Source organism: Coprococcus eutactus, assembly GCF_001404675.1.
Lineage (GTDB): Bacteria > Bacillota > Clostridia > Lachnospirales > Lachnospiraceae > Coprococcus > Coprococcus aceti.
Map to the genome: position 1 here is coordinate 145,324 of NZ_CYXU01000003.1, position 20,412 is coordinate 165,735.

At 46.3% G+C, this 20,412-nt stretch carries 21 protein-coding genes; 3 read left to right on the top strand and 18 right to left on the bottom strand.

The genetic code is table 11. The features are described 5' to 3' along the window. The first annotated feature begins 92 nt into the window (after positions 1-92). Together ARA78_RS07765 and ARA78_RS07770 are read left to right on the top strand one after the other, a co-directional pair. Positions 93-863: an N-acetylmuramoyl-L-alanine amidase gene (locus ARA78_RS07765; protein ID WP_055271943.1), complete on the top strand. Its 771-nt coding sequence runs from the start codon at positions 93-95 to the stop codon at positions 861-863. A 552-nt stretch (positions 864-1,415) separates the two neighbouring features. Beyond that, complete coding sequence (locus ARA78_RS07770) at positions 1,416-2,309, top strand: adaptor protein MecA (protein ID WP_015534279.1); 894 nt, start codon at positions 1,416-1,418, stop codon at positions 2,307-2,309. Positions 2,310-2,373: 64 nt separating this feature from the next. Here ARA78_RS07770 and ARA78_RS07775 read toward each other — a convergent pair whose 3' ends face one another. Both ARA78_RS07775 and ARA78_RS07780 read right to left on the bottom strand, forming a co-directional pair. After that, positions 2,374-3,153, bottom strand: a complete 780-nt coding sequence (locus ARA78_RS07775) for a CpsB/CapC family capsule biosynthesis tyrosine phosphatase (protein ID WP_015534280.1) — start codon at positions 3,151-3,153, stop codon at positions 2,374-2,376. Between the two features lie 35 nt (positions 3,154-3,188). Next, positions 3,189-3,401, bottom strand: a complete 213-nt coding sequence (locus ARA78_RS07780) for a DUF1858 domain-containing protein (protein WP_015534281.1) — start codon at positions 3,399-3,401, stop codon at positions 3,189-3,191. Positions 3,402-3,596: 195 nt separating this feature from the next. Here ARA78_RS07780 and ARA78_RS07785 point away from each other — a divergent pair, with 195 nt between their 5' ends. Then, complete coding sequence (locus tag ARA78_RS07785; protein ID WP_015534282.1) at positions 3,597-3,767, top strand: DUF362 domain-containing protein; 171 nt, start codon at positions 3,597-3,599, stop codon at positions 3,765-3,767. Positions 3,768-3,866: 99 nt separating this feature from the next. On the opposite strand, the gene ARA78_RS07790 is transcribed toward ARA78_RS07785, so the two are convergent. The 16 genes from ARA78_RS07790 to ARA78_RS07860 all read right to left on the bottom strand — a co-directional run bounded on the left by ARA78_RS07790 (position 3,867) and on the right by ARA78_RS07860 (position 20,343). Then, on the bottom strand, positions 3,867-6,584 hold the full coding sequence (locus ARA78_RS07790; protein ID WP_055280321.1) for a hypothetical protein: 2,718 nt from the start codon (positions 6,582-6,584) through the stop codon (positions 3,867-3,869). After that, positions 6,585-7,142, bottom strand: a complete 558-nt coding sequence (locus ARA78_RS07795) for a hypothetical protein (RefSeq protein ID WP_015534283.1) — start codon at positions 7,140-7,142, stop codon at positions 6,585-6,587. A 96-nt stretch (positions 7,143-7,238) separates the two neighbouring features. Beyond that, positions 7,239-8,315 carry a 6-phosphofructokinase gene (locus ARA78_RS07800; RefSeq protein WP_015534284.1) on the bottom strand — a complete coding sequence of 359 codons (1,077 nt, stop codon included), beginning with the start codon at positions 8,313-8,315 and terminating at the stop codon, positions 7,239-7,241. Positions 8,316-8,368: 53 nt separating this feature from the next. Continuing rightward, a complete protein-coding gene (gene recR, locus ARA78_RS07805) occupies positions 8,369-8,968 on the bottom strand; it encodes a recombination mediator RecR (RefSeq protein ID WP_022217523.1) in 600 nt (199 codons plus the stop codon). Then, on the bottom strand, positions 8,968-9,318 hold the full coding sequence (locus ARA78_RS07810; protein ID WP_015534286.1) for a YbaB/EbfC family nucleoid-associated protein: 351 nt from the start codon (positions 9,316-9,318) through the stop codon (positions 8,968-8,970). The genes recR and ARA78_RS07810 overlap by 1 nt, the downstream gene beginning before the upstream one ends. A 48-nt stretch (positions 9,319-9,366) precedes the next feature. Beyond that, positions 9,367-11,013 carry a DNA polymerase III subunit gamma/tau gene (gene dnaX, locus ARA78_RS07815; protein WP_055280322.1) on the bottom strand — a complete coding sequence of 549 codons (1,647 nt, stop codon included), beginning with the start codon at positions 11,011-11,013 and terminating at the stop codon, positions 9,367-9,369. Between the two features lie 69 nt (positions 11,014-11,082). After that, positions 11,083-12,489 carry a DUF6382 domain-containing protein gene (locus tag ARA78_RS07820; RefSeq protein WP_022217522.1) on the bottom strand — a complete coding sequence of 469 codons (1,407 nt, stop codon included), beginning with the start codon at positions 12,487-12,489 and terminating at the stop codon, positions 11,083-11,085. Next, positions 12,458-12,904: a hypothetical protein gene (locus ARA78_RS07825; RefSeq protein ID WP_015534289.1), complete on the bottom strand. Its 447-nt coding sequence runs from the start codon at positions 12,902-12,904 to the stop codon at positions 12,458-12,460. Before ARA78_RS07825 ends, ARA78_RS07820 begins: the two co-directional genes overlap by 32 nt. A gap of 34 nt (positions 12,905-12,938) precedes the next feature. Next, a complete protein-coding gene (locus ARA78_RS07830; protein WP_156329431.1) occupies positions 12,939-13,811 on the bottom strand; it encodes a TadE/TadG family type IV pilus assembly protein in 873 nt (290 codons plus the stop codon). Between the two features lie 64 nt (positions 13,812-13,875). Then, entirely contained in the window at positions 13,876-15,324 is a 1,449-nt protein-coding gene (locus ARA78_RS07835; protein ID WP_055280323.1) for a DUF5702 domain-containing protein, read from the bottom strand. Between the two features lie 11 nt (positions 15,325-15,335). Continuing rightward, positions 15,336-15,506, bottom strand: a complete 171-nt coding sequence (locus ARA78_RS13655; protein ID WP_015534291.1) for a Flp1 family type IVb pilin — start codon at positions 15,504-15,506, stop codon at positions 15,336-15,338. A 28-nt stretch (positions 15,507-15,534) separates the two neighbouring features. Continuing rightward, positions 15,535-16,866 carry an immunoglobulin-like domain-containing protein gene (locus ARA78_RS07840; RefSeq protein WP_055280324.1) on the bottom strand — a complete coding sequence of 444 codons (1,332 nt, stop codon included), beginning with the start codon at positions 16,864-16,866 and terminating at the stop codon, positions 15,535-15,537. Between the two features lie 13 nt (positions 16,867-16,879). Next, on the bottom strand, positions 16,880-17,632 hold the full coding sequence (locus ARA78_RS07845; protein WP_055271948.1) for a type II secretion system F family protein: 753 nt from the start codon (positions 17,630-17,632) through the stop codon (positions 16,880-16,882). Further along, positions 17,626-18,882, bottom strand: a complete 1,257-nt coding sequence (locus tag ARA78_RS07850) for a CpaF family protein (RefSeq protein WP_055280325.1) — start codon at positions 18,880-18,882, stop codon at positions 17,626-17,628. The genes ARA78_RS07845 and ARA78_RS07850 overlap by 7 nt, the downstream gene beginning before the upstream one ends. Then, on the bottom strand, positions 18,879-19,856 hold the full coding sequence (locus tag ARA78_RS07855; RefSeq protein ID WP_330375995.1) for a hypothetical protein: 978 nt from the start codon (positions 19,854-19,856) through the stop codon (positions 18,879-18,881). The genes ARA78_RS07850 and ARA78_RS07855 overlap by 4 nt, the downstream gene beginning before the upstream one ends. Next, positions 19,828-20,343 carry an A24 family peptidase gene (locus tag ARA78_RS07860; RefSeq protein ID WP_022217516.1) on the bottom strand — a complete coding sequence of 172 codons (516 nt, stop codon included), beginning with the start codon at positions 20,341-20,343 and terminating at the stop codon, positions 19,828-19,830. The genes ARA78_RS07855 and ARA78_RS07860 overlap by 29 nt, the downstream gene beginning before the upstream one ends. Positions 20,344-20,412 lie beyond the last annotated feature (69 nt).

The following is a 20,412-nucleotide window of genomic DNA, read 5'->3' on the forward strand; positions in this document are numbered from 1 at the left end:
GTCAAATGTTTAGGCTATATTTGGGTAACATATATCATATAACGTCCGCCGCCGTCATATAAAATAGTAATTACACTTCCCGGGTATCACCGATGCGTACTTCCACCAAATTATACATACTTGTATTTGCCATAATATTTGCAGTAATACTTCCTCCAATCCTCTGCTACATATTTATAGTCCGTCCCGCAGACCATACAGCCGGGCAGGATACTTCCACCAATACAGGAAATGGGCGCGCATCCACCGAAGGTTTGGGCACCACAGACGCGGCAAAATCATTTACGATCCTCATCGATCCGGGACACGGCGGATTTGACCCGGGTAAGGTCAGCCCGGATGGGATCATGGAAAAGGACATAAATCTGGCCATCGCCTCAAAGCTGGCATCGGCACTTACGGATCAGGGATTTTCCGTGTATCTGACCAGAGACTCCGACAAGTCCCTGAACAGTGAAAATGCATCCAGCAAGAAGACTTCAGATCTGAAAGCCCGCACCAACCTCGCCACAAATGTAAACGCTGATCTCTACATCAGCATCCACCAGAACAGCTATTCAGCCGAGTATGTCCACGGAGCGCAGGTATTTTATTACTCCACTTCCTCCGGTGGTAAAGCCTTGGCGGAGTGCATCCAGGAGCATCTCATCTCCGAAGCCGATCCATCCAACACACGGGCAGCAAAGGGCAATTCCGAATACCTTGTTTTGCGGGAAAGTCCATGCACCGCCGTCATCGTTGAGTGCGGCTTTCTGAGCAACACAAAGGAATGTTCCGATCTGTGCAATGATGAATACCAGACCGCCCTAGCAAACGCCATCTGCAATGCAGTCTGTACATGGCATGAACAGCACGCCAAATAAAACCAGGAGCTCTGCTGTGACAGCGGCAGAGCCCCCAAATAGATGTTAAGTGTAATTCTGTGCATATAATTATGTTCTATATGCTACTGCTGCCTTTTAACCCCCTATAGGCATCACCCCCAAATAGTTTATTTTTCCAGCCCTGCCATGCAATGTAAAGACAGATGTGTTGTGATGTATTATTCTCCTTTTATGTGCCATGTGTCAGTTATGGAAATGTGTGAGCACTGTCATATCACTATCTCTGGGAATTGTATCTGAGACGATAAGAATCAGACAGAATTTGTAGAAAAATAAAGAAATGAGCTCATCTAAATATCCTGAGCACGTCCCGCTCACAACTCCACAATAACGCATAAAAAGCCATTTTCCAACCCCATTTGAGCATATTTTATGAAATTTTCATAAAAGTATACATAACGTAGAATTAGGGATATTTTTTCACGGAAAATTCCAATATTTTCTCCATATATCCTATTTACTTGCTTGACAAATGTGGTAAACTATAATACACATTTTAATACCATTAAATTATTGAAGGGGGTCGATTCTATGAAGATTGAACGTCTAAGTGAAAATCAGATAAGATGCACACTCAACAAAGCCGATCTCACCGAAAAGCAGCTCAAGATCTCCGAGCTTGCCTATGGCACACCGAAGGCAAAAGAGCTCTTCAAGGATATGATGCAGCAGGCATCTGTAGAATTAGGCTTTGAGGCTGACGACACTCCACTTATGATCGAAGCCATACCGGTATCACCAGATTGTCTCATACTCATTGTGACAAAGGTTGAAGATCCGGAAGAACTGGATACCCGCTTTTCCAGATTCTCAAAGACCAGCGAATATGATATTGATGACGATGACGAATACATGGATGATGATGACATAGATGACGATCTTGACGACAACGATGAGTCCAGGGATAACAACGGAACCATCGCAAGACTTGAGATCAGTGGATCCGGTTCCGTTCCACAGGGCGTAAGAGAGGCACTTGAGGGCATTTTCAACACCATATCCGGACTTGCCGGAACCGCAGGAGATTTTGCCGCTGCGGCAAATGGCAGCAATACATCATCTGATGACAGCACCACAGGCACTGCCGCCAGTACAACAGGCAGCACAAAGGAATCAGGTTCAGCAAGGGAGAGCATGTGCTCACTGTACATCTTTGACTCACTTGCAACCATCATAAGTGCAGCAAAACAGGTTGCTTCTTTCTACTTCAGCGAGAACTGCCTGTACAAGAATCCTTCCAACGGAAGATATTATCTGGTTCTCACGAACAGCAATAACACAAGCCAGGAATTTGTGAGAGTCTGCAATATCCTTGCAGAATACGGAACAGCACAGAAGCTCACATATGCCATGCCGGCACATTTCAAGGAGCACTTCACCGCTATTATGCCGGAGGAAGCACTTCAGACACTGTCAGCATTATAAGTAATAGCCAGAGATTCCGGCGCAGCAAAAAAGACGTACCGCACAAGCGATACGTCTTTTTGTTTTATATGTCAATATCATCATTCTCGATAACTGCTTTTGGATTGGTGTAGAAGAGCTCCGTCATGTAATCCTCTCCATACTTTCGCTCTATGTACTCAGCACACTCCCTGAGGTATGGTGCTTTATCCTCTGAATCCAATGCATCACTTGCCACAAAGTGAACAAGCTCTCCCTTGAGAAGCTTTCTCGAAAAATTCTTGATGTCATGTCCAAGATCTCCAACCACAGCCGATGCACTTATCTGTACATATGCACCAAACTGAATGAGCTCCTCGACCTTGTCCTCGTCTTCCTCAAGACATTCATACTGTTCTACATTGGCAACTATCGGTATATATCCGTCCATATTGATGTCTCTTATAGCTTCAGATATCGTCTCAAAATCCACATCGTAAGGGAATCTGATCATAACATACTTGCTGTCTGCCATGGAATCCAACTGACCAGATATGATCTTCTGGTGGTTCTCATCGTTATACTCTATCTCTCTTCCAAGATAGACTCTGTAATCCGGATCTATCTTCCCAGCTTCAACGTTGAGCTGTTCCACAAGTCTGTCCAGTTTGTCTCCATCCATTATCGGATTCTTCTTGTTGTATGGCGGGGTGGCAACTATCGTCCTTATTCCCTCATCATACGCTATTCTGAGCATCTCTGCCGCTTCCCGGAAATTATCCGGTCCATCCTCTGTTCCCGGTAAAATATGACAATTAATATCTATCAGTCCAAATATTCCCTGCCCGGGAGGATTTGTTCCGTCTGTCTTCATATATCTCTCCATCCTTTATAGTACACCTGGTTACTTTGGCAAGTATACTACTCAGCCTCCTTTTTTGCAAGATAATCATTGATCTCCTGCTCAAGCTCCTCTGCATCAAGTCCGTGAACGGCTGCTGCCTCCTCAAGACTCTCTCCTGCTGCTGCAAGGCATCCTATGCAATGCATACCTGCTGCCATCAGTATTGCTGCATTTCCTGCATCAACTGCAAGAATGTCATTTATAAGCATGTCTTTACTTATCTTTACCATTATTTATATCCTCCTTAGATTGCGCTCTTACTCAGCATTCACATTATATTATACCCAATTTTAAATGTCTATCCCTTTTATTGTTACTTATTGATAAAACCCGTTGTTGATAAATATTATTATCACTTGCTAATTAATGAGTTTTGTTTTACAATAAGCGTGTGATTATTTTTACTTTATAAGGAGGAAACAATTATGGCATTCGTTATTGGCGATTCATGTATCGGTTGTGGTTCATGTGCTGGTGCTTGTCCAGTAGGTGCTATCAGCGATAATGGCGGCGTATTTGTTATCGATGGTTCACAGTGTATCTCATGTGGTGCTTGTGCTGGTTCTTGTCCAGTAGGAACAATCGCAGAGGAGTAATCTACATGATCCGTAACATTCGGATCCATGCTAAGTAACTTATACTACAACTATTATAAAGAAAACGGAGCGGTAACTCGCTCCGTTTTCTTTTTATCTTTATTCCTCAACATAAGTGTAGGATTCATTGTGCCACTGGAGCATCATATCCGTATACTCATCTCTTGACACAACTATCTCCTTGTCCTCGACAGGATCATAATATCTTATATCTGCCTCATTATAGCTCACTATGAGAACATATCTGCCATCGCTTATCCTCGATATTACCGGTATTCCCGAACTCACATAACCGAGGAGCATATCCAGCGAAAGACCTGTAACATCTATGCCCTGTCTCTTTCCAAGAGAGTTAAGAGCCTCGACAGGATCTGTATACTGTGCTATATCATCCTCTGTCACCTGTACTCCCTGATACGTCAGAACCATGTACAGACAGTCGCCGAGTGACGCATCCACACTTCGTGTACTGCGATGGAATATTCCAGAGGCAATGGTGTTGTATTCCTGGCTCTCAGCCTGCCTGTATATTACCTCGCCTTCGCTTGACACCACTATACCTGATACAGACACTGCATAATTTATCGCATCACCCGCCACGTCATATATCTTTGAAAGTCCAAGATTGTCGTACACATGATAGGTCACCTTATCACGCACTACTGTCATTATCATACTTGCAGCATCAGGATCTATCTTTTCCTTTGTTATGTTCAGCGCCGGTATATAGCTCAGATACATATTTGACGGGACCGTAAAATACAGCCTGTCATATCCGGTTATGGATGACAGATGGGTAGTTCCTATCGTCTCCTTTGTATCGTCCTCCTTGAAGGTTATGAAATCATCGTCCACAGACTTGAATCCACTGTCGGATTTCTCTCCTCTTGTCAGATACAGCAGATTCGTATCCACATCAACCTGCATCAGATAATACCCGCTCTTTGCGTATTCCTTTATCTGCTCGCCATCGCTGTTTACTATATACAATCTGGATGCAGGTATGTTATCTCTGGACTCCTCGCTGTACCTCGTACCAACAAACGACTCGGCATCCACATCAACCTGCGCATCAGATATGCTTGACACTCCGTATACCATATCTGAGTCCTTAAAGCCATAGCATATCAGACATTCCCCTGCTCCGGCGGTTATCTCATAACTCTTTCCGGTATGCATATTCATCAGAGTCAGCTTTGTATTGCTGCTCTGGTCCTCGCTCTCTCCATACGCCATAACTTCCATGTTCACCGACACCTTGACATCGCTGGCTGACAGTCCCTCCGCAATATAAGACTGCTGTCTCGTCTTCATGTCCACGGCGTTCACCTTTCCGCCGAGCATGTAATAAAACTTATCTCCGTCGTAATATGTCAGTCTGGAGGTCTCGCTCTTCATAGCCTCATAAGGCACATTGCACTCGACGAACAGAAGCTCGTCCACCTCCAGAGTCGTATAATCAAATGTATACAGCGCAACTCCGAGCTTTCCCTCATGATCTCCGCTGTTCATATATCCATACACCGCAAATGTCATATTTCCATCTTTGTCAAAGCTTATGATGTTCATGTCATGGTCGGCGTAAGTGTTTGAATCATTTGCATGGTCATCCATTCCTGATCCGTACACCAGAGTTATCTGTCCATCGCCGTAGTCATACATCCAGAGCTGTCCATTTCTCACAAATGCGATCTTCTTGTTATCCTCTGTGTAGCGGTATTCCAGATCATCCGATGACACGATACCTATCTCATACACATTGTTTATGGCATCTATGCCGTCTTTGTCAAAATACTCGTCCACATATCTGTCATAGCTGAGCATGGTGATCTTCGGCTCAGTCTCCGTAACAGTATCTGCATCCTGTTCATCCGAATAGGCCTCATCATACGAAGCTGTTTCGTCAAAATATATTCCATCAGTGCCGGCTCCGTCCGCCTCATCAGTCTGGCTGGCAACAGGCACATCCTTGTAGCTGATCTTATAGAACTCCTTAACTGTATAATAGCTCATGACATCCTGCGATGTGATGGACATGGCTTTATATTCCATCTCGATCACCGCATAGTTGACATCTATCTCCTTTATATATGTGTTTACATCGCTTATAACCGTAGGCTTAAGTCCATCCCAGAGGAGATCCGAGTATGCATTTGCAAGATTCACATGTCCCAGTCCGTAGGAATCTCCCGTTCCGCCGCCCGTGTATTCCTGCTTGTAGGTTCCTATGACAGATTCCGACTCCAGCTTGTCAAATGCAAATGTCGCATCGTGGAAATCCTTTGCGGCATTCAGCAGTTGAGACTCATGATAATTGTCATTTACGACCACTCTGGTATAGTATGAAGCACTCCTGCCATCACCGCTCTTAAGCTTGACAACCAGCATATACTCCATATCCTGCTTGAGATCCATTCTCGCACTTATATCAAGCACATCGTAGCCATCAGTTCCCGAGGCCGCCTCCAGATCACCCTTCTCTATAAGGGAATCTCCGGATATCGACCTGATCTCATACGAATACGACGCATCCTTAAATGCATCATTCTCCACCATTATCTCAAGATTCTTATTCTCATCTATCGGCGTCACAGAGTCCCTGAGAAGTGTGAGGTCGACCTCCCCTGTATAACCATGCATACAATTGAGAAGCGAATCGCCATAGCACACATAAGCTAATGGCAACTCTGCATCCTTCATCTCCGCAGCCAGATTCTTGTAACTTCTATTCTGAAATATATTGACCAAATATATTGTGACCACAAATATTGCTACCATCACAAGTATTCTTACAAGTACATTTATTTTCTTCTTCACTTAATAAAACCTTCTTCTACGTCTTCTATGCCTGTCGCGTCTCATACAGAATTCATTGCACACAAGCAGTTCGATTATATTTCTCATAACACAATTGGCGCATCCGGGTCCCTCTGGAACATATGGCGGTTCCTCGTACGAAGCTTCACCTGCCGAAGCCATTCCTGCATAACAATCCTCCGATATCTGCCCACTTTCGCTCAGATCATCGTACACCCTTCGCGCAACACGGCGCATCTCTTCTCTGTCAGGATATTGAACAAGCATCGGACTGCCCTCATACTCGAGCTTGTCACACTCCTCCTCCACGGCCATACTGACCTTTCGGAGTTCTTCCGGGTACATCTCCTTCATGTACTCAATATCCCTCATCATTTCATCTGTCCCATCATCACAGTCAGGAAGCATGATTCCTGTCGAACTCATACTGTATCCACCAGTCTCACCCATACCGGGTATCACAGGTGTCTTGATATTATAGACATTTCCATCCCTTATAAGCCCCCTGAGGTTTTCATCGTCCGGGCTGTAAGGAATATACTTAAATTCTTCACTCATACAAATCTCCCTATCTGCATTGTTGTGTGTCTATTACATAGATATGCAGATGGGGAGAATGTGTGAATATCTCTGTTACTTTTTTCAGAGCTTACTTTATCTGTCTCCGAATGAGATTCCAAGTGTTCTTGCCTCGCTGATGATGTCGTCATCAGGAGATACGTATTTGAGCTTTCCTGCACTCTCTGAGAGTGGGATAGCTGTAACCTTGTTGTCAAGGAATACAACAAGCTTTCCAAAATCCTTTGCCTTTATGAGCTCTGCTGCCTTTGCTCCAAATCTTGATGATATGACTCTGTCATATGCATCCGGACTTCCACCTCTCTGGGTATGTCCAGGTATTGCTATTCTTATATCCTGTGTTGTGTACGCCTTGAGCTTATCAGCCAGCTCATACGCAACTGATGGATATGGATTGTTGGCTATCGCTTCTTTTCTCTTCTTCTTTGGAAGCTCTGCGATCTCCTTCGGAATAGCACCTTCGGCAACTGCAACTATCGTGAAGCCCTTGTTGTCCTTTGTTCTCTTGTCTATAGCCTTATATACCTTATCGATATCGTATGGGATCTCCGGGAGCAGGATCACATCTGCGCCACCGGCGATTCCGGCGTGGAGAGTTATCCAGCCAACCTTGTGGCCCATAATCTCAACGATAAAGATTCTGTTATGCGATGCAGCGGTTGTGTGGATACAGTCTATTGTCTGGGTCGCTATATCAACAGCACTCTGGAAACCAAATGTCATGTCAGTTCCCCACAGATCATTGTCTATGGTCTTTGGCAGACCGATGACATTGAGTCCCTCCTCACTGAGGAGATTTGCGGTCTTCTGTGAACCATTTCCACCTAAAACGCACAGGCAATCCAGCTTCAGCTTCTTATAGGTATCCTTCATGGACTTTACCTTGTCCAGACCATCCTCAGTTGGCTCTCCCATGAGCTTGAATGGCTGTCTTGAACTGCCGAGGATCGTTCCACCCTTGTTGATAATACCTGAGAAATCAGCCGGCTTCATCTTGATATAGTTGCCTCTAATGAGTCCCTTGTAACCCTCAAGGAATCCATAGATCTCAACCTCGTCAAACAATTCATACAAACCCTTTGCGATTCCGCGCATAGTTGCATTTAATGCCTGACAGTCACCACCACTAGTCAAAAAGCCTACTCTTAACATACTCTGCACCTCTTTCTTTTATTTTTCTTATGTACACAGACTGTCTGTATACATTATAAGTATACTCTTCCCTCAAGAGCCCTCAGAAGCGTAACCTCATCTATACACTCCAGATCTCCGCCTACAGGCACACCGCTTGCTATACGGCTGACCTTGATACCGGCCGGCTTCACAAGCTTTGATATATACATCGCAGTCGCCTCACCCTCCGGGCCTGAACCTGTAGCGATTATGAGCTCATCCACATCTTCATTCTGAAGCCTTCTCATGAGCTCGGATATCCTGATATCCGCCGGGCCGATACCCAGGGCAGGATTTATAACTCCGTGGAGCACATGGTAAACGCCATCAAACTGTCCTGTTCTCTCATATGCCGCCAGATCCCTCGGGGTCTCCACCACCATTATCACCTTGTGATTCCTGTTTGGTGAACTGCATATAGGACATACCTCCCTGTCAGTTATCGTGTAGCAACAACTGCAGTATTTTATGTTCTTCTTTGCATTCACAATGGCATCGGATAACGCCAGCGCCCTCTCCTCAGGCATACTGATTATGTGAAACGCCAGTCTCTGAGCCGTCTTGGAGCCTATTCCTGGGAGTCTTCCCAGCTCTTCTATAAGTCTGTTTACTTCTCCTCCATAAACTTCCATTAGAACGGCAATCCTCCAAGTCCCATTCCACCTGAGATCTTGCCCATACTGCTATTGTAGTCATCCTCCTGTGCTCTCAGTGCCTCGTTCACAGCCGATATGATAAGATCCTCAAGTGTCTCTATATCATCAGGATCAACAACCTCAGGATCAAGCTTGATCTCCATGAGTTCCTTCTTACCTGACACCTTTGCAGTGACAACTCCTCCACCTACAGATGACTCATACACCTTATCCTCAAGTGTCTTAGTTGTCTCCTCCATCTGCTTCTGCATCTTCTGTGCCTGCTTCATAAGATTGTTCATATTACCAGGCATCATACCTCCTGGGAAACCGCCTCTCTTAGCCATTACAATAGTCCTCCTTATTCTGATTAAATAATTTATAATATGATATCATCATTTCTTATCTATTGGAAAGTTGATCTTGTTCAGGTTCAGTATATTCTCCGTCTCAAGCCTTCCATTATCACTGTGGGAATTCCTTGTACAAAGTATCTCAAATTCAATCTCTCTTCCAAGATATTCCTCGATCACACTCTTCACATGCTCCACATTCTCAGGCTTGTCAAAGTATAACTTCGGCATATCGTCATCCGTCAGCGGGATCATGAGCAGAAGTCTTCTGTGATCATCAGACAGTATGAGCTTCGTCCTTATGGCCGGATCAGCATCATTTCTCTTGAGATATCTTCTCGCAGGAACCGACAGCTTCTCCAGTATATCATTCCAGTTCTCCGCAGCTCTCTGCAGATCCTCGAACTCTGCCTTTGGAAGCTCATTTGCCAGCTTGTCCTGATATTCCTTCATGCCCTTCTGATCTATCACATCGTCAGCCGGGCTTACGGGGGCAGCACTTTGAACCGGCGCAGCCTGTATGCCATTTGCCTCAAGGTCATCAAGCTTCTTCTCAAGCATCCTTACCCTCTCAATCAGACTTGTGGTATCAACCTCCATCTGTGGTCTGCACAGCTTTATGACAGCCATCTCAAGCACTATCCTCTTCTGTGAGGAATACTTGATGCTGGCGGCTGTATCCGAGAACACGTTTATATATCTTACTATTGTGCTCTCCTCCATATGACCGGATATCTCTCTTATGCGTTCCAGATTCTCCTTGGTCATATCCAATCTGTCGCCCTCCGCCGAGGACAGCTTGACAACGAGTATATTCCTGAGAAACCATGTAAATTCATTTACGAAACGGCCAAGCTCACGTCCCTGCCACACAACTTCGTCAACCACATCTATGGCATGTTCAACATCAGATTCCAGCACGCACTCCAGAAGTCTTGCAAATGTATCTATGTCCACAGCTCCTATGGTCTCAAGCACATTATCATATGTAAGCTTCTGTCCGAGATTGAATGCAACGCACTGATCCAGAATAGACAAGGCATCTCTCATGGAACCATCACCGGACTTTGCGATATAATCTATCGCCTTCTTATCCGCATCAAGTCCCTCCCTGTTCATAAGCTCCTCCAGTCGATCCGAGATGACATCCACCGGGATACGTCTGAAGTCGTACTTCTGACACCTTGACGATATGGTTATAGGTATCTTGTGGGACTCCGTGGTAGCCAGTATGAATATTACATATGATGGCGGCTCCTCGAGAGTCTTTAACAGAGCGTTGAACGCTCCCGGGGACAACATATGAACCTCATCTATGATGTATACCTTATACTTGCCCTCAGTAGGAGGATATGCTACCTCCTCCCTTATCTGCCTTATATTGTCAACACCATTGTTGGAGGCTGCATCTATCTCAATGACATTAAGCGATGATCCATCCGATATGGCTCTGCAGCTTGCACATTCATTACATGGGCTTCCGTCCACCGGATGCTCACAGTTACATGCCTTGGCAAATATCTTGGCGATCGAAGTCTTACCTGTTCCTCTCGTACCGCAAAATAAAAAGGCATGACCAAGTCTATCATTCTTAATCTGGTTTCTAAGAGTGGTAACTATATGATCCTGCCCCTTTACCTCGTCAAAAGTATCAGGTCTCCATTTTCTATATAAAGCTACATACGACATCACCAATACCTACCTTTGTATCATAAAACTCACACAGACTATTATATCTGAATTTACATTTTATATCAATCAGATAAGCAATATTTGAATATGGTATTGCCTGGTGCCTATACACAGAACATCTCTGTCCGCAAGCTGCCAGCTCCTGCCCGCCGGAAGCCTGATCCCATTTATGACAGTTCCATTTGTGGAATCAAGATCTTCGACATAGATCTTCTCTGCATCCTCGTATATCCTTATGTGCCTTCTACTGACGCTGATATCCTCTATAACCTGATCCGCCTGTCGTCTGTCCCGCCCCAATACAACTCCCTCCGGCGTCACCGGAAATTCAGTAGCCACAATGCCTCCGTCTTCGATCAGTCTCACAGACAGTCTCTGCTCCTGTGCGGACTCTCTGCCATCGAGATTATGCTGTGTAAGCAGGGTTGTACAGTCATCCTCCGAGCCAAGCACCGTGGTATCGCCAGGTATTTCGTCAGCCAGACTTACATGTTCCAATGCATCAACATTCTGTTTTTTAGGTCTTCTGTTTTCATCTTCCTCCGCATATCGCAGCTCTGAGCACTCCACGCCCTCCTGTCCCCGCCGTTCATCCTCAGCAGCAGACAGCTTCCTCTTCATCTCCACATAGACAAATAACTCCACGGACAGCACGATGAGTGCCAGCATTATAAATCTCACATCCGCCGCATGCCCCTGTATATAAAATTGAACAGCCGCTATTCCCGTAAATGCCGCCACAGTAAATCCTATGAGTATGAAAAATATCCTATCATATTTGTTTTTCTCCGTTGTCGGTATCGTCAACGCCGCCGCACTGCTTTGATCCGTTCCGAACACCTCATCCATCAAAAGCTCCTGCTCACGGGCCGCAGCCAAAGATTCCACATTTCTTTTTCTATTGCCGGAGCAGCATTTTTCCTGCTCACGGGCAGAGACCTCATCCACATATTTCTGCATCCGCTCCATGTCATAATTTGCCGACACCACCATGTCATATATCTCATACATAAAATCCACAAGCTCAGTGTCCCTGTGATCTACCCTCTTTATGATCTTCTCCACAAGATTCTTTATTCCCATTCTGACATCCGTTCCCTGTCCCGGCACATACACGTATCTGAAACTCTTCTCTGCATCCGAGTAAAATATCTTGTCGGATTCTATCAGAAGATTGTCCGGCTCAAGCATGTATTCTCCCGTCTCCATGACCACACTGCACAACGATCTTATGAGAGCAACAGCCTGCTCCATGGACATTATCCCCCTGTCAGATATATCGTCCAGGCTCTTCATGCCATTTATTTTGCAGTATATGAACATATCTCCGTTGATGGCCCTGAATTCCGGCTGTATTATTCCCTCGACAAAATTATTGTACAGCATGTCCGTCTCATAGGAATTTATGGCTGCTGCACTGACCTCCACCACAAAAAAAGTGTTAATTCCCTCTACCTGGCAATAACTTACCATATTCCTGCCACCTCCTAAGTTCATTTCCTACATCCCTTATCTCCTGTCTGGCCGCAGTCTTTCTGTCACATCTGCCGTCATCTATCAATATCTGTATCCCCGGAAATGACTCTCTGTAAGTTATCTCCGCAACCAGATTCTTCCCATTCATGGCCATTTCCGCATTCACACCATCGGCACATATCACGGTCTCGGATACATTTGTGGACATCGCTTTCTCTGCACTGTCCGTATCCCCCTCACCACTCTCATTGATCCTGTATTCCTCTCGGTTGTACAGTACCAGATATGCCTCCCCCGATGCCGCCGCATGGTTAAACGCTATAAACAACATGTTCATCACCACAAACACGGCACACACAAGTATCGGTGTTATCAGGCACATCTCCAGAACTATAGATCCATTGTCATCCATATATCTGACTCCTCCTGTCTTTTCTTCTCTTCTCCTATCTTTTCCCGCACTCAGAGCACTGAGGAAGTCCCCCGCACTCTGACTTTTTCTTTCTGTATATCGTCCGCTTCAAGCCGGAGCAGCCCAGCGAATAGTGATATTTGTCTCCCTGTTCAGTGACATAGATCACACCATTGCTTTTATATCTTCCACAGATCCTGCACGCCGAAAGCCCGGAATATCTGTCATCCAGAACCTCCCCACTCACGCTTCTCACAGATATCCTGATATGGTAACAGCTCCGCGAGTTGTGGTACACCGAACCATTCTCAGCCACATACACATACTCATCATCATCGTCATCATCCTGCGACCTGTCATATCCCAGGTACGCCCTCTGTCTTATCCTGTCCACGCACCCCACGGTGGATCCTCCGGCAAATGGCAGATTGATCTTCAGCATATATCTGACCTTGAGGCACACAAATCCGTCATCCGACAGCTCTGCATTTATCACCTTAACCCCGGACATTCCGCCGTCGACATATGTGTTCACCGTGCCTTTGTCATCTATGTACTCCCTGATCTTCCTGTTCGCCAACACGAGCGACACACCATCTGCCATACCTTCAGCATACGGCCCCATGTCCGCGCCCTTTTCGGCTAGCTCATACGCATAGCTGTATTCCGCAAGATACGCAGCCGTCTCATGTAAGCCCTCATATATCACAGTCCGTGTCCGTATACATCCGGCCATGGCAAACACAGTCAGCATGGCAAATATAAACACTGGCAGCACCAGCGATGCCTCCACACTGGCACTACCACGGTCACATCCCCAAGGAGCTGTCTTATATATTCTCCTGCCATACCTGATCCGAACAAAATCTATAGTAATATGCGCTTGGAGAGGCGATTTATCTTTCATATATTTACTTTTCAACATACAACAAGAGAACATATAACACCCCCCTTCAGGATATTTTCATATCTCAATAACTCACACACTGCCTGAAGCTGTACCTGTACAGTCCGTCATCTATCTTCGATACGCCCTCGTGATCTTCTATATACGATGCAAATTTCCTGTCCTGACTGACCTCAACATCAAATGTCAGAGAATACATCATATTCTTCATCTCAAACGACTCATCCGTCTGTCTGAAATTAAGCTGTATAAGATCCGCCATCCTGTAATACATGCCTCCTTTATTCTCTATCAGAAGTATCGCCAGATAATCCCTGTAGCTCACAGCATCCACGCCTTCATAGTCCACGGAATCCAGATTCATCAGCTTGTCAAGATTATTGATGTCCGTCACCCAGTATTCGTCTGTCTTCATAAACTGAACGCTTTTGCCGTCAAGCAGCAGCCTTATATCAACAATTGTCTCAGCATAAGCCCAGCATCCGAGCAGCAGATATTTCGCCGCCCCATAGGTGACCCCCGGCACAAGAGCCAGCACCGCAGCTATGGATGACACCTCGGCCATCTTTGCGCTGTCTGAGAGCAGATATGCCAGATTGAGCGGCAGTCTGTGAAGCACTATCCTGTTCACGACCCCCTGCAGATTGTCATGGTCATTATCCTTTCCGGCGATAATGTATTCCACCTCACACTCAAATGGTCTGTCCTGTTTCCTGTCAGTAAATGTATTGAAATTCGCCAGTGCATACCCGACACCATATATGTCATCCACTATTCCGGTCTGTGATCTCTCTCCATCCAACATGAGCTGCCTCTGGAATTTATCCAGATCGTCAAATTCTATGTCCTCCCACTGTCTCGTATCCTCCGCCTGTCCGTCTGACGGAAAGCCATCCAGATCGTATGCCTGATCTGACACCACCCGCCCGGATGGCGTGACAACATTCAGAAGTCCACCTGTCAGGATGCTTTTCAGCGCTTTTCTAGGATCCGTACCGCTCCAACTGCTCTCATCCTGATTCGACTCATTCTTACCATTTTCCACAGCTCCAGAAGCATCCTCCATGGCCTTATCCCCGGATGTTATCATCTCAAGAATGTCTTCTATTCCCTTCTCCTCCATGTACACCTTCATATGGTCGGTTATCTGCAGCTTCATATTCTCGCAGTCATTCTCCAGAAGTCCCCTGCACTCTGCCAGCGCCACATCTTCAACGCTCATATTGTCGCCCTGACCATTTTCCAGAGTATATTCCAGATAATCCTGCGCCATCTGCTCAAGCTTTCCCTCACCGTGTCCGCCAAATGTGCTGTCGACTGCCAGCAGATGATACTCCTCAAACAACTCCTTGTCGTACGCCGCCTTCACATCACAGGCTGCGCCCTCGGCCGCCATTGCGGCCTTGGCACTGCCCATTCTTATCCGCGCCATCTCAAGCACGGAGAGCCCCAGAAGCAGCATGGAGATCAGGATTATACTCAGAAAAACCGTTACATGTCCCTGATTTCTCATACAGCTCCCCCTTAATATATCTTCTTTGCACTCTTGTTGATCGAGTTCCATATGTTGTTCACCAGAGAAGTTATCTGCTGCTTGAATATGACGCACATCGCGATCAAGACCACCATTATAAGGATTATTTCGACCACTCCCATACCTGACTCATCTTCCATAAAATCTTCCCATCTCTTCATACATTTTTCCTCCTTAAAACTTATTATCTTAAAAATTTATTATTGCGGGCAGCATGACTATTACCATGACCACTCCCAGCAGAACCACCATCGGAAGAAGCAGCTTTGTCCCGGCTTCCTCCCCCTTTCTCTTCGCCATCTCCTTTCTGGTCTGCATTGCGTTCTGCTCCTCGCCCGCCATCATGATCAATATATCTCTCGTGCCTTTCTTCACATTCTGTGACAAAAGCGACATGAGCTTTATATACATCGGCAGATTTATCCTGTGCCCCATGTTGTAGTAAGCCTCACTCTCGGATACTCCTGCCTGGATCTCATTTAGCGTATAAATCAGTTCCCTGGTCAGGACACTCCCGCCCTGATCCGTACCGGCACAATCTTCCCTGCCACTCTTCACTATCCTTGCAAATGCACCTCTGACCGTGACTCCTGCTCCAAGATAGAGCGTCAGCTTATCCACAAGCTCCGGGTACTCCGACATGAGCTCATCGGATCTCTTTTTTTCCATTTCCCGGATCTTCGACCTGTTTCCACCCCATATACAAATGGCTGCGAAACCACCGAGAAACAGTATCATAAGACCGCTTCCGCCTCCCGAGGTGGGCCTGACCGCATATCCGTTTATCTGCTCCGGCAGCGCCACCTCGCTCGAATCTCCACTTCCCGCCTGTATCTCCCTGATGCCTTCCCTTATATCCTTCAGAGCCTTTTCCCTGCCTGTCTCTTCCCTTCCGCACACGCGTATCTGATATGTTCTCTCCGCGCTCAGCTCCCTGTATGTAAGAACAGCCGTGATGGACACTATTCTGTCTTCTCCCTCCGCTATATCGCCGATACGTCCATCGGACGACACCAGCTCGTTGTCCTCGCTTATCCACTGCACATCGAGTCCGAGCGCATCCAGGTGATCCACAAGCTCCAGATCATATATCACTTCGTCGGGGGATTCATTTTCCCCAAGATACAGGTCTTCAATCTCACCAAATCCCTGCTCAAACACAGCTTCCATATCGTCAGGATCATATTTCAGCGGCATGACATCCACATCAAAATCAGTCTTTTCTCCATCTATGTCAGTCTCCAGAGTGACGGTGGACACATCCCCTCCGTACCCATCTCTGGTGAGCACCACCTGATGAGGCGCAAATGCTTCCTTTGCCACAAGGATCACCGCCAGAATACATGTCACCAAAAGCGCCAGCAGGATCTTCGCAATAATGTCTGTGTACATCTCCGCACATTTATCCCTCGCCGCGGCATCCGTACATATGTATACCCTCTTTATCTTCGTGAGCATCTTGTCATTGTCCATATGCGGTTCTATCCAACCGTATATTTTTCCCGCAGCCCTTTTCAGCATATCCATCCTCCTTTCACATATGTATATCTGTGATCTTTCTGCCCCATATCACCGTCGCCGCCGTGATCACCAGACACGCACTCATGGCAGCTATCCCCAGAGCATTGCCATACAGCGCATCCATATATCCGGGATTACACACCCTCAGATACAGAATGATGACAAATGGCATGGCAGACATGATATTCTGCTCCAGCCGTTTTGACGTTATCATCGTGTCTATCTCTTCCTCCACTTCCAGACGCCTGTCAATATTTTCAACCATCTTCTTCATCATCCTGATGAGATTTCCCCCGGAGCCCTTTGCAACTGCGACCACATGAGCAAATTCCTTCACATCCTGAAGTCCTGACCTGTCCGCCATATCCCTCAAAAGACTTTCAACATCAGAGCTCATCTCAAGGCCGTTTATTATGAGCAGCATTTCCTGTCTGATATAAGATTTCCCCTGATACATTCCGTCCAGCTCGTGACAAGCTGGAACAAACGCTTTTTCCAATGAATATCCCGCCGCCATATTTGCGGACAGGGACAGCAGCATTTCCTTAAATTCATTATTAAGTTTATTCTTTCTCTGCCGGCATTTACCATCGGCAATTTTCCTGAGAAATACCAGAATCCCCGGCGTGAACACCAGGCACGGTATAAGACTGTCAAAGAAGAGCACCGACACCATCACCGCTATGACTGAATACACAGCGATACCGGTTACGATTTCCCTGACACTTAGTTTATAAGAATCATAATCTATACCCTGTCTCAGCACACATCCCTCCTTGAATCACTGCTCTCATTAACGCTTATAAATCCAGCCGCCACGAGCTTTGATGTGTTGTGAAGATCATTTATCTTTCTAAGCATTCCTTCCACTCGCCCCCTGTCCTTTCCCATATTGCTCTCATGAAATTCATACAATTTATTCATGACAAATTCACCTCCTTCCAGTCCTGTGACCTCGCTTATCTCTATACATCTTCGGGATCTGTCCCTCAGTCTTCCAAGCTGGACAACTATGTCCACCGCCGACGCTATCTGCTGCCTTATCGCCAGAACAGGCATATCCGCACCCATCAGAACCATGGTCTCAAGCCTCGTCAGCATGTCCCGGGCAGAGTTTGCATGTCCTGTTGACAGGCTTCCATCGTGTCCTGTGTTCATGGCAGTAAGCATATCTATCGCCGCCGCATCCCTGACCTCACCCACTATTATCCGTGAAGGTCTCATTCTGAGGCTCGTCTTGATAAGATCCCTTATGCTCACCGCATTTTCGCCCTCGACATTTGCACTTCTCGCCTCAAGGCTCACCAGATTGTCGATGCCCGCAAGCTGAAGCTCCGCCGAATCCTCTATCGTGACAATTCTCTCATCCGCCGGTATATACCCTGACAGGGCATTCAGAAATGTCGTCTTGCCCGCGCCGGTTCCTCCCGAGATGATTATGTTGTAGCCCGCCACGACCAGATTCTTCAGGAAATCGGCAACCTCCATGGTGACTGATCCGATCTCCACCAGCTTGTCCATGGTCATCTTGTCCTTCGGAAACTTTCTTATGGTCATCACGCTGCCGCTCAGGCTCACCGGCGGCAGCACCACATTCACTCTCGAACCATCCTTAAGCCTTGCATCCACTATCGGCGACGCCTCATTTACTATCCTGTTGCACTCCGCTACGATGCCCTGGATTATGGTTTTGAGCCGTTCCTCGCTCTCAAATGCCTTGTCATACCTGTACATCCTTCCTGCCCGCTCGACAAATATATTGCTGTAGCCATTTATCATTATCTCAGTCACCGCTTCATCGTCGAGAAGCTCTGACAATATATCAAGCCTCCTCAGACTGTTGAACAGTTCCTTCTTCAGCGCAAGCTTATCCCTCACGCTCAGCACATTCCCGGACTCAGATTCGAGAATACACCTGTCGATCATATCGCTGACCTGCTCATCTCCTATGTCACCCGACATATCTATACTCTGCATGACCTTGCTTCGTATCAACTGTCTGTCATCCTGTTTCATCTTCTGCTTCCTATTTCACTTTCTATAAATCTCAGCATCTCCGCACTTCCCGGAACCGCCAGCGGCACGTTCAACCTGTGCAGCCTCCGAGCAATCTTGCCGAGCTCCCTTCTCTCCAGAACCCTCTCGAACATCCCAAGCTTGTCCTGGGACAATTCATCCTTAAGCTCCGGAACCATTATCTCGTCAAATGCCCCAAGTATCGCCAGATCCTTGAGAACCGCCTGTCCCATATCAAACACAACCGTTGTATATCTGCCCCATCTGCGGAACTCGTCTATGAGCCACACCATATCCTCCGTGTCCAGCTCCAGTGCATCTATGTACGATCCCAGATATCCAAGCACGCTGTATTCCTCAAGCTCCACGATTTTTTGCTCCATATATCCGGTCAGATCCGGTGACCTCTGTTTCACCAGATATATCACATTCGCCAGAACGTCCTCATGGTCGTGAAATGCACTGTACTCCTCCATGCCCACATACAGGCCGCCCCGCACCTCATCATTCATGCACAGGCTTACCGCAAGGTTTGTCTTACCACACCTCCCTATGGGTGATATAACTGCATACGACCTGAACAGCTTTCTTCTGCGGTCCGTATCGTCTATATTCATATATCTGAGGATCTCTGAAGAAATGTTTCGTACCCTGGAATATTTGAATATCCTGTTATGGCTGATCTCTTCTGATCCATCGACTCTATCCCTCGTCATAAATATCATCCGGCAGGCCACCGGCACTTTGCTCTCATCCAGAGGAATATTCTCATCCATCAGCAGAACATCCAGAGTCTTAGTCTCAAGATACCCATACAGTTCTCCCTCCGATGAAAATGCAAGCGCAAACAGCGGATTGTCCCTGTCCGAATTGATATGGTTCATAAGACTTATCATGTAAGCCCTGTCACCATCCAGTATTCCAATCTTGTACTGCTGAATTTTGTCACCTCCACTCTGTAGTGCACACGTAATACATGACTCCGCCCATTATGGCAGCAGAGAAATGTACCCTGGACTTCATCAGATTCCTATAAAATTGTTTTGTTGAAATTTCTTTACGATTCGTAACTGACATTAAAACTTCTTTTAAAAGAAAAAATAAAGATATAACTCCTCCGGCCAAAAAGGAGTAAACAATCACCCGGATCACATCGGTTCCTACAAATGTGCCAGCCGTCGCCAGCAGCTTGATATCACCTGCCCCCAAGGCTTTTTTATGAAATAATACAAACAAGATCACCACAGGAATAACACAGCCTGCCACACTGCTCAGAAGTCCATCACACGGTCCTCTGACAACTGCCGACATCAGGAATCCCTGTATCATGCCAACTGCGATAAGCCTGTTCGGAATCCTCCAGTCTCTGAAGTCCGATACCACCGCCATGCTCACAGTTGCGATCAATGGTATTACATAATATATGATCTCTGTCCTCCCTTCTCTCTGAGTTGTAAGCACACCTTACACCCTCTCTCAGCCTTTGTAAAGGGGGGATTTCATAAAGAAAATTTTATAAATTGCGGCAAT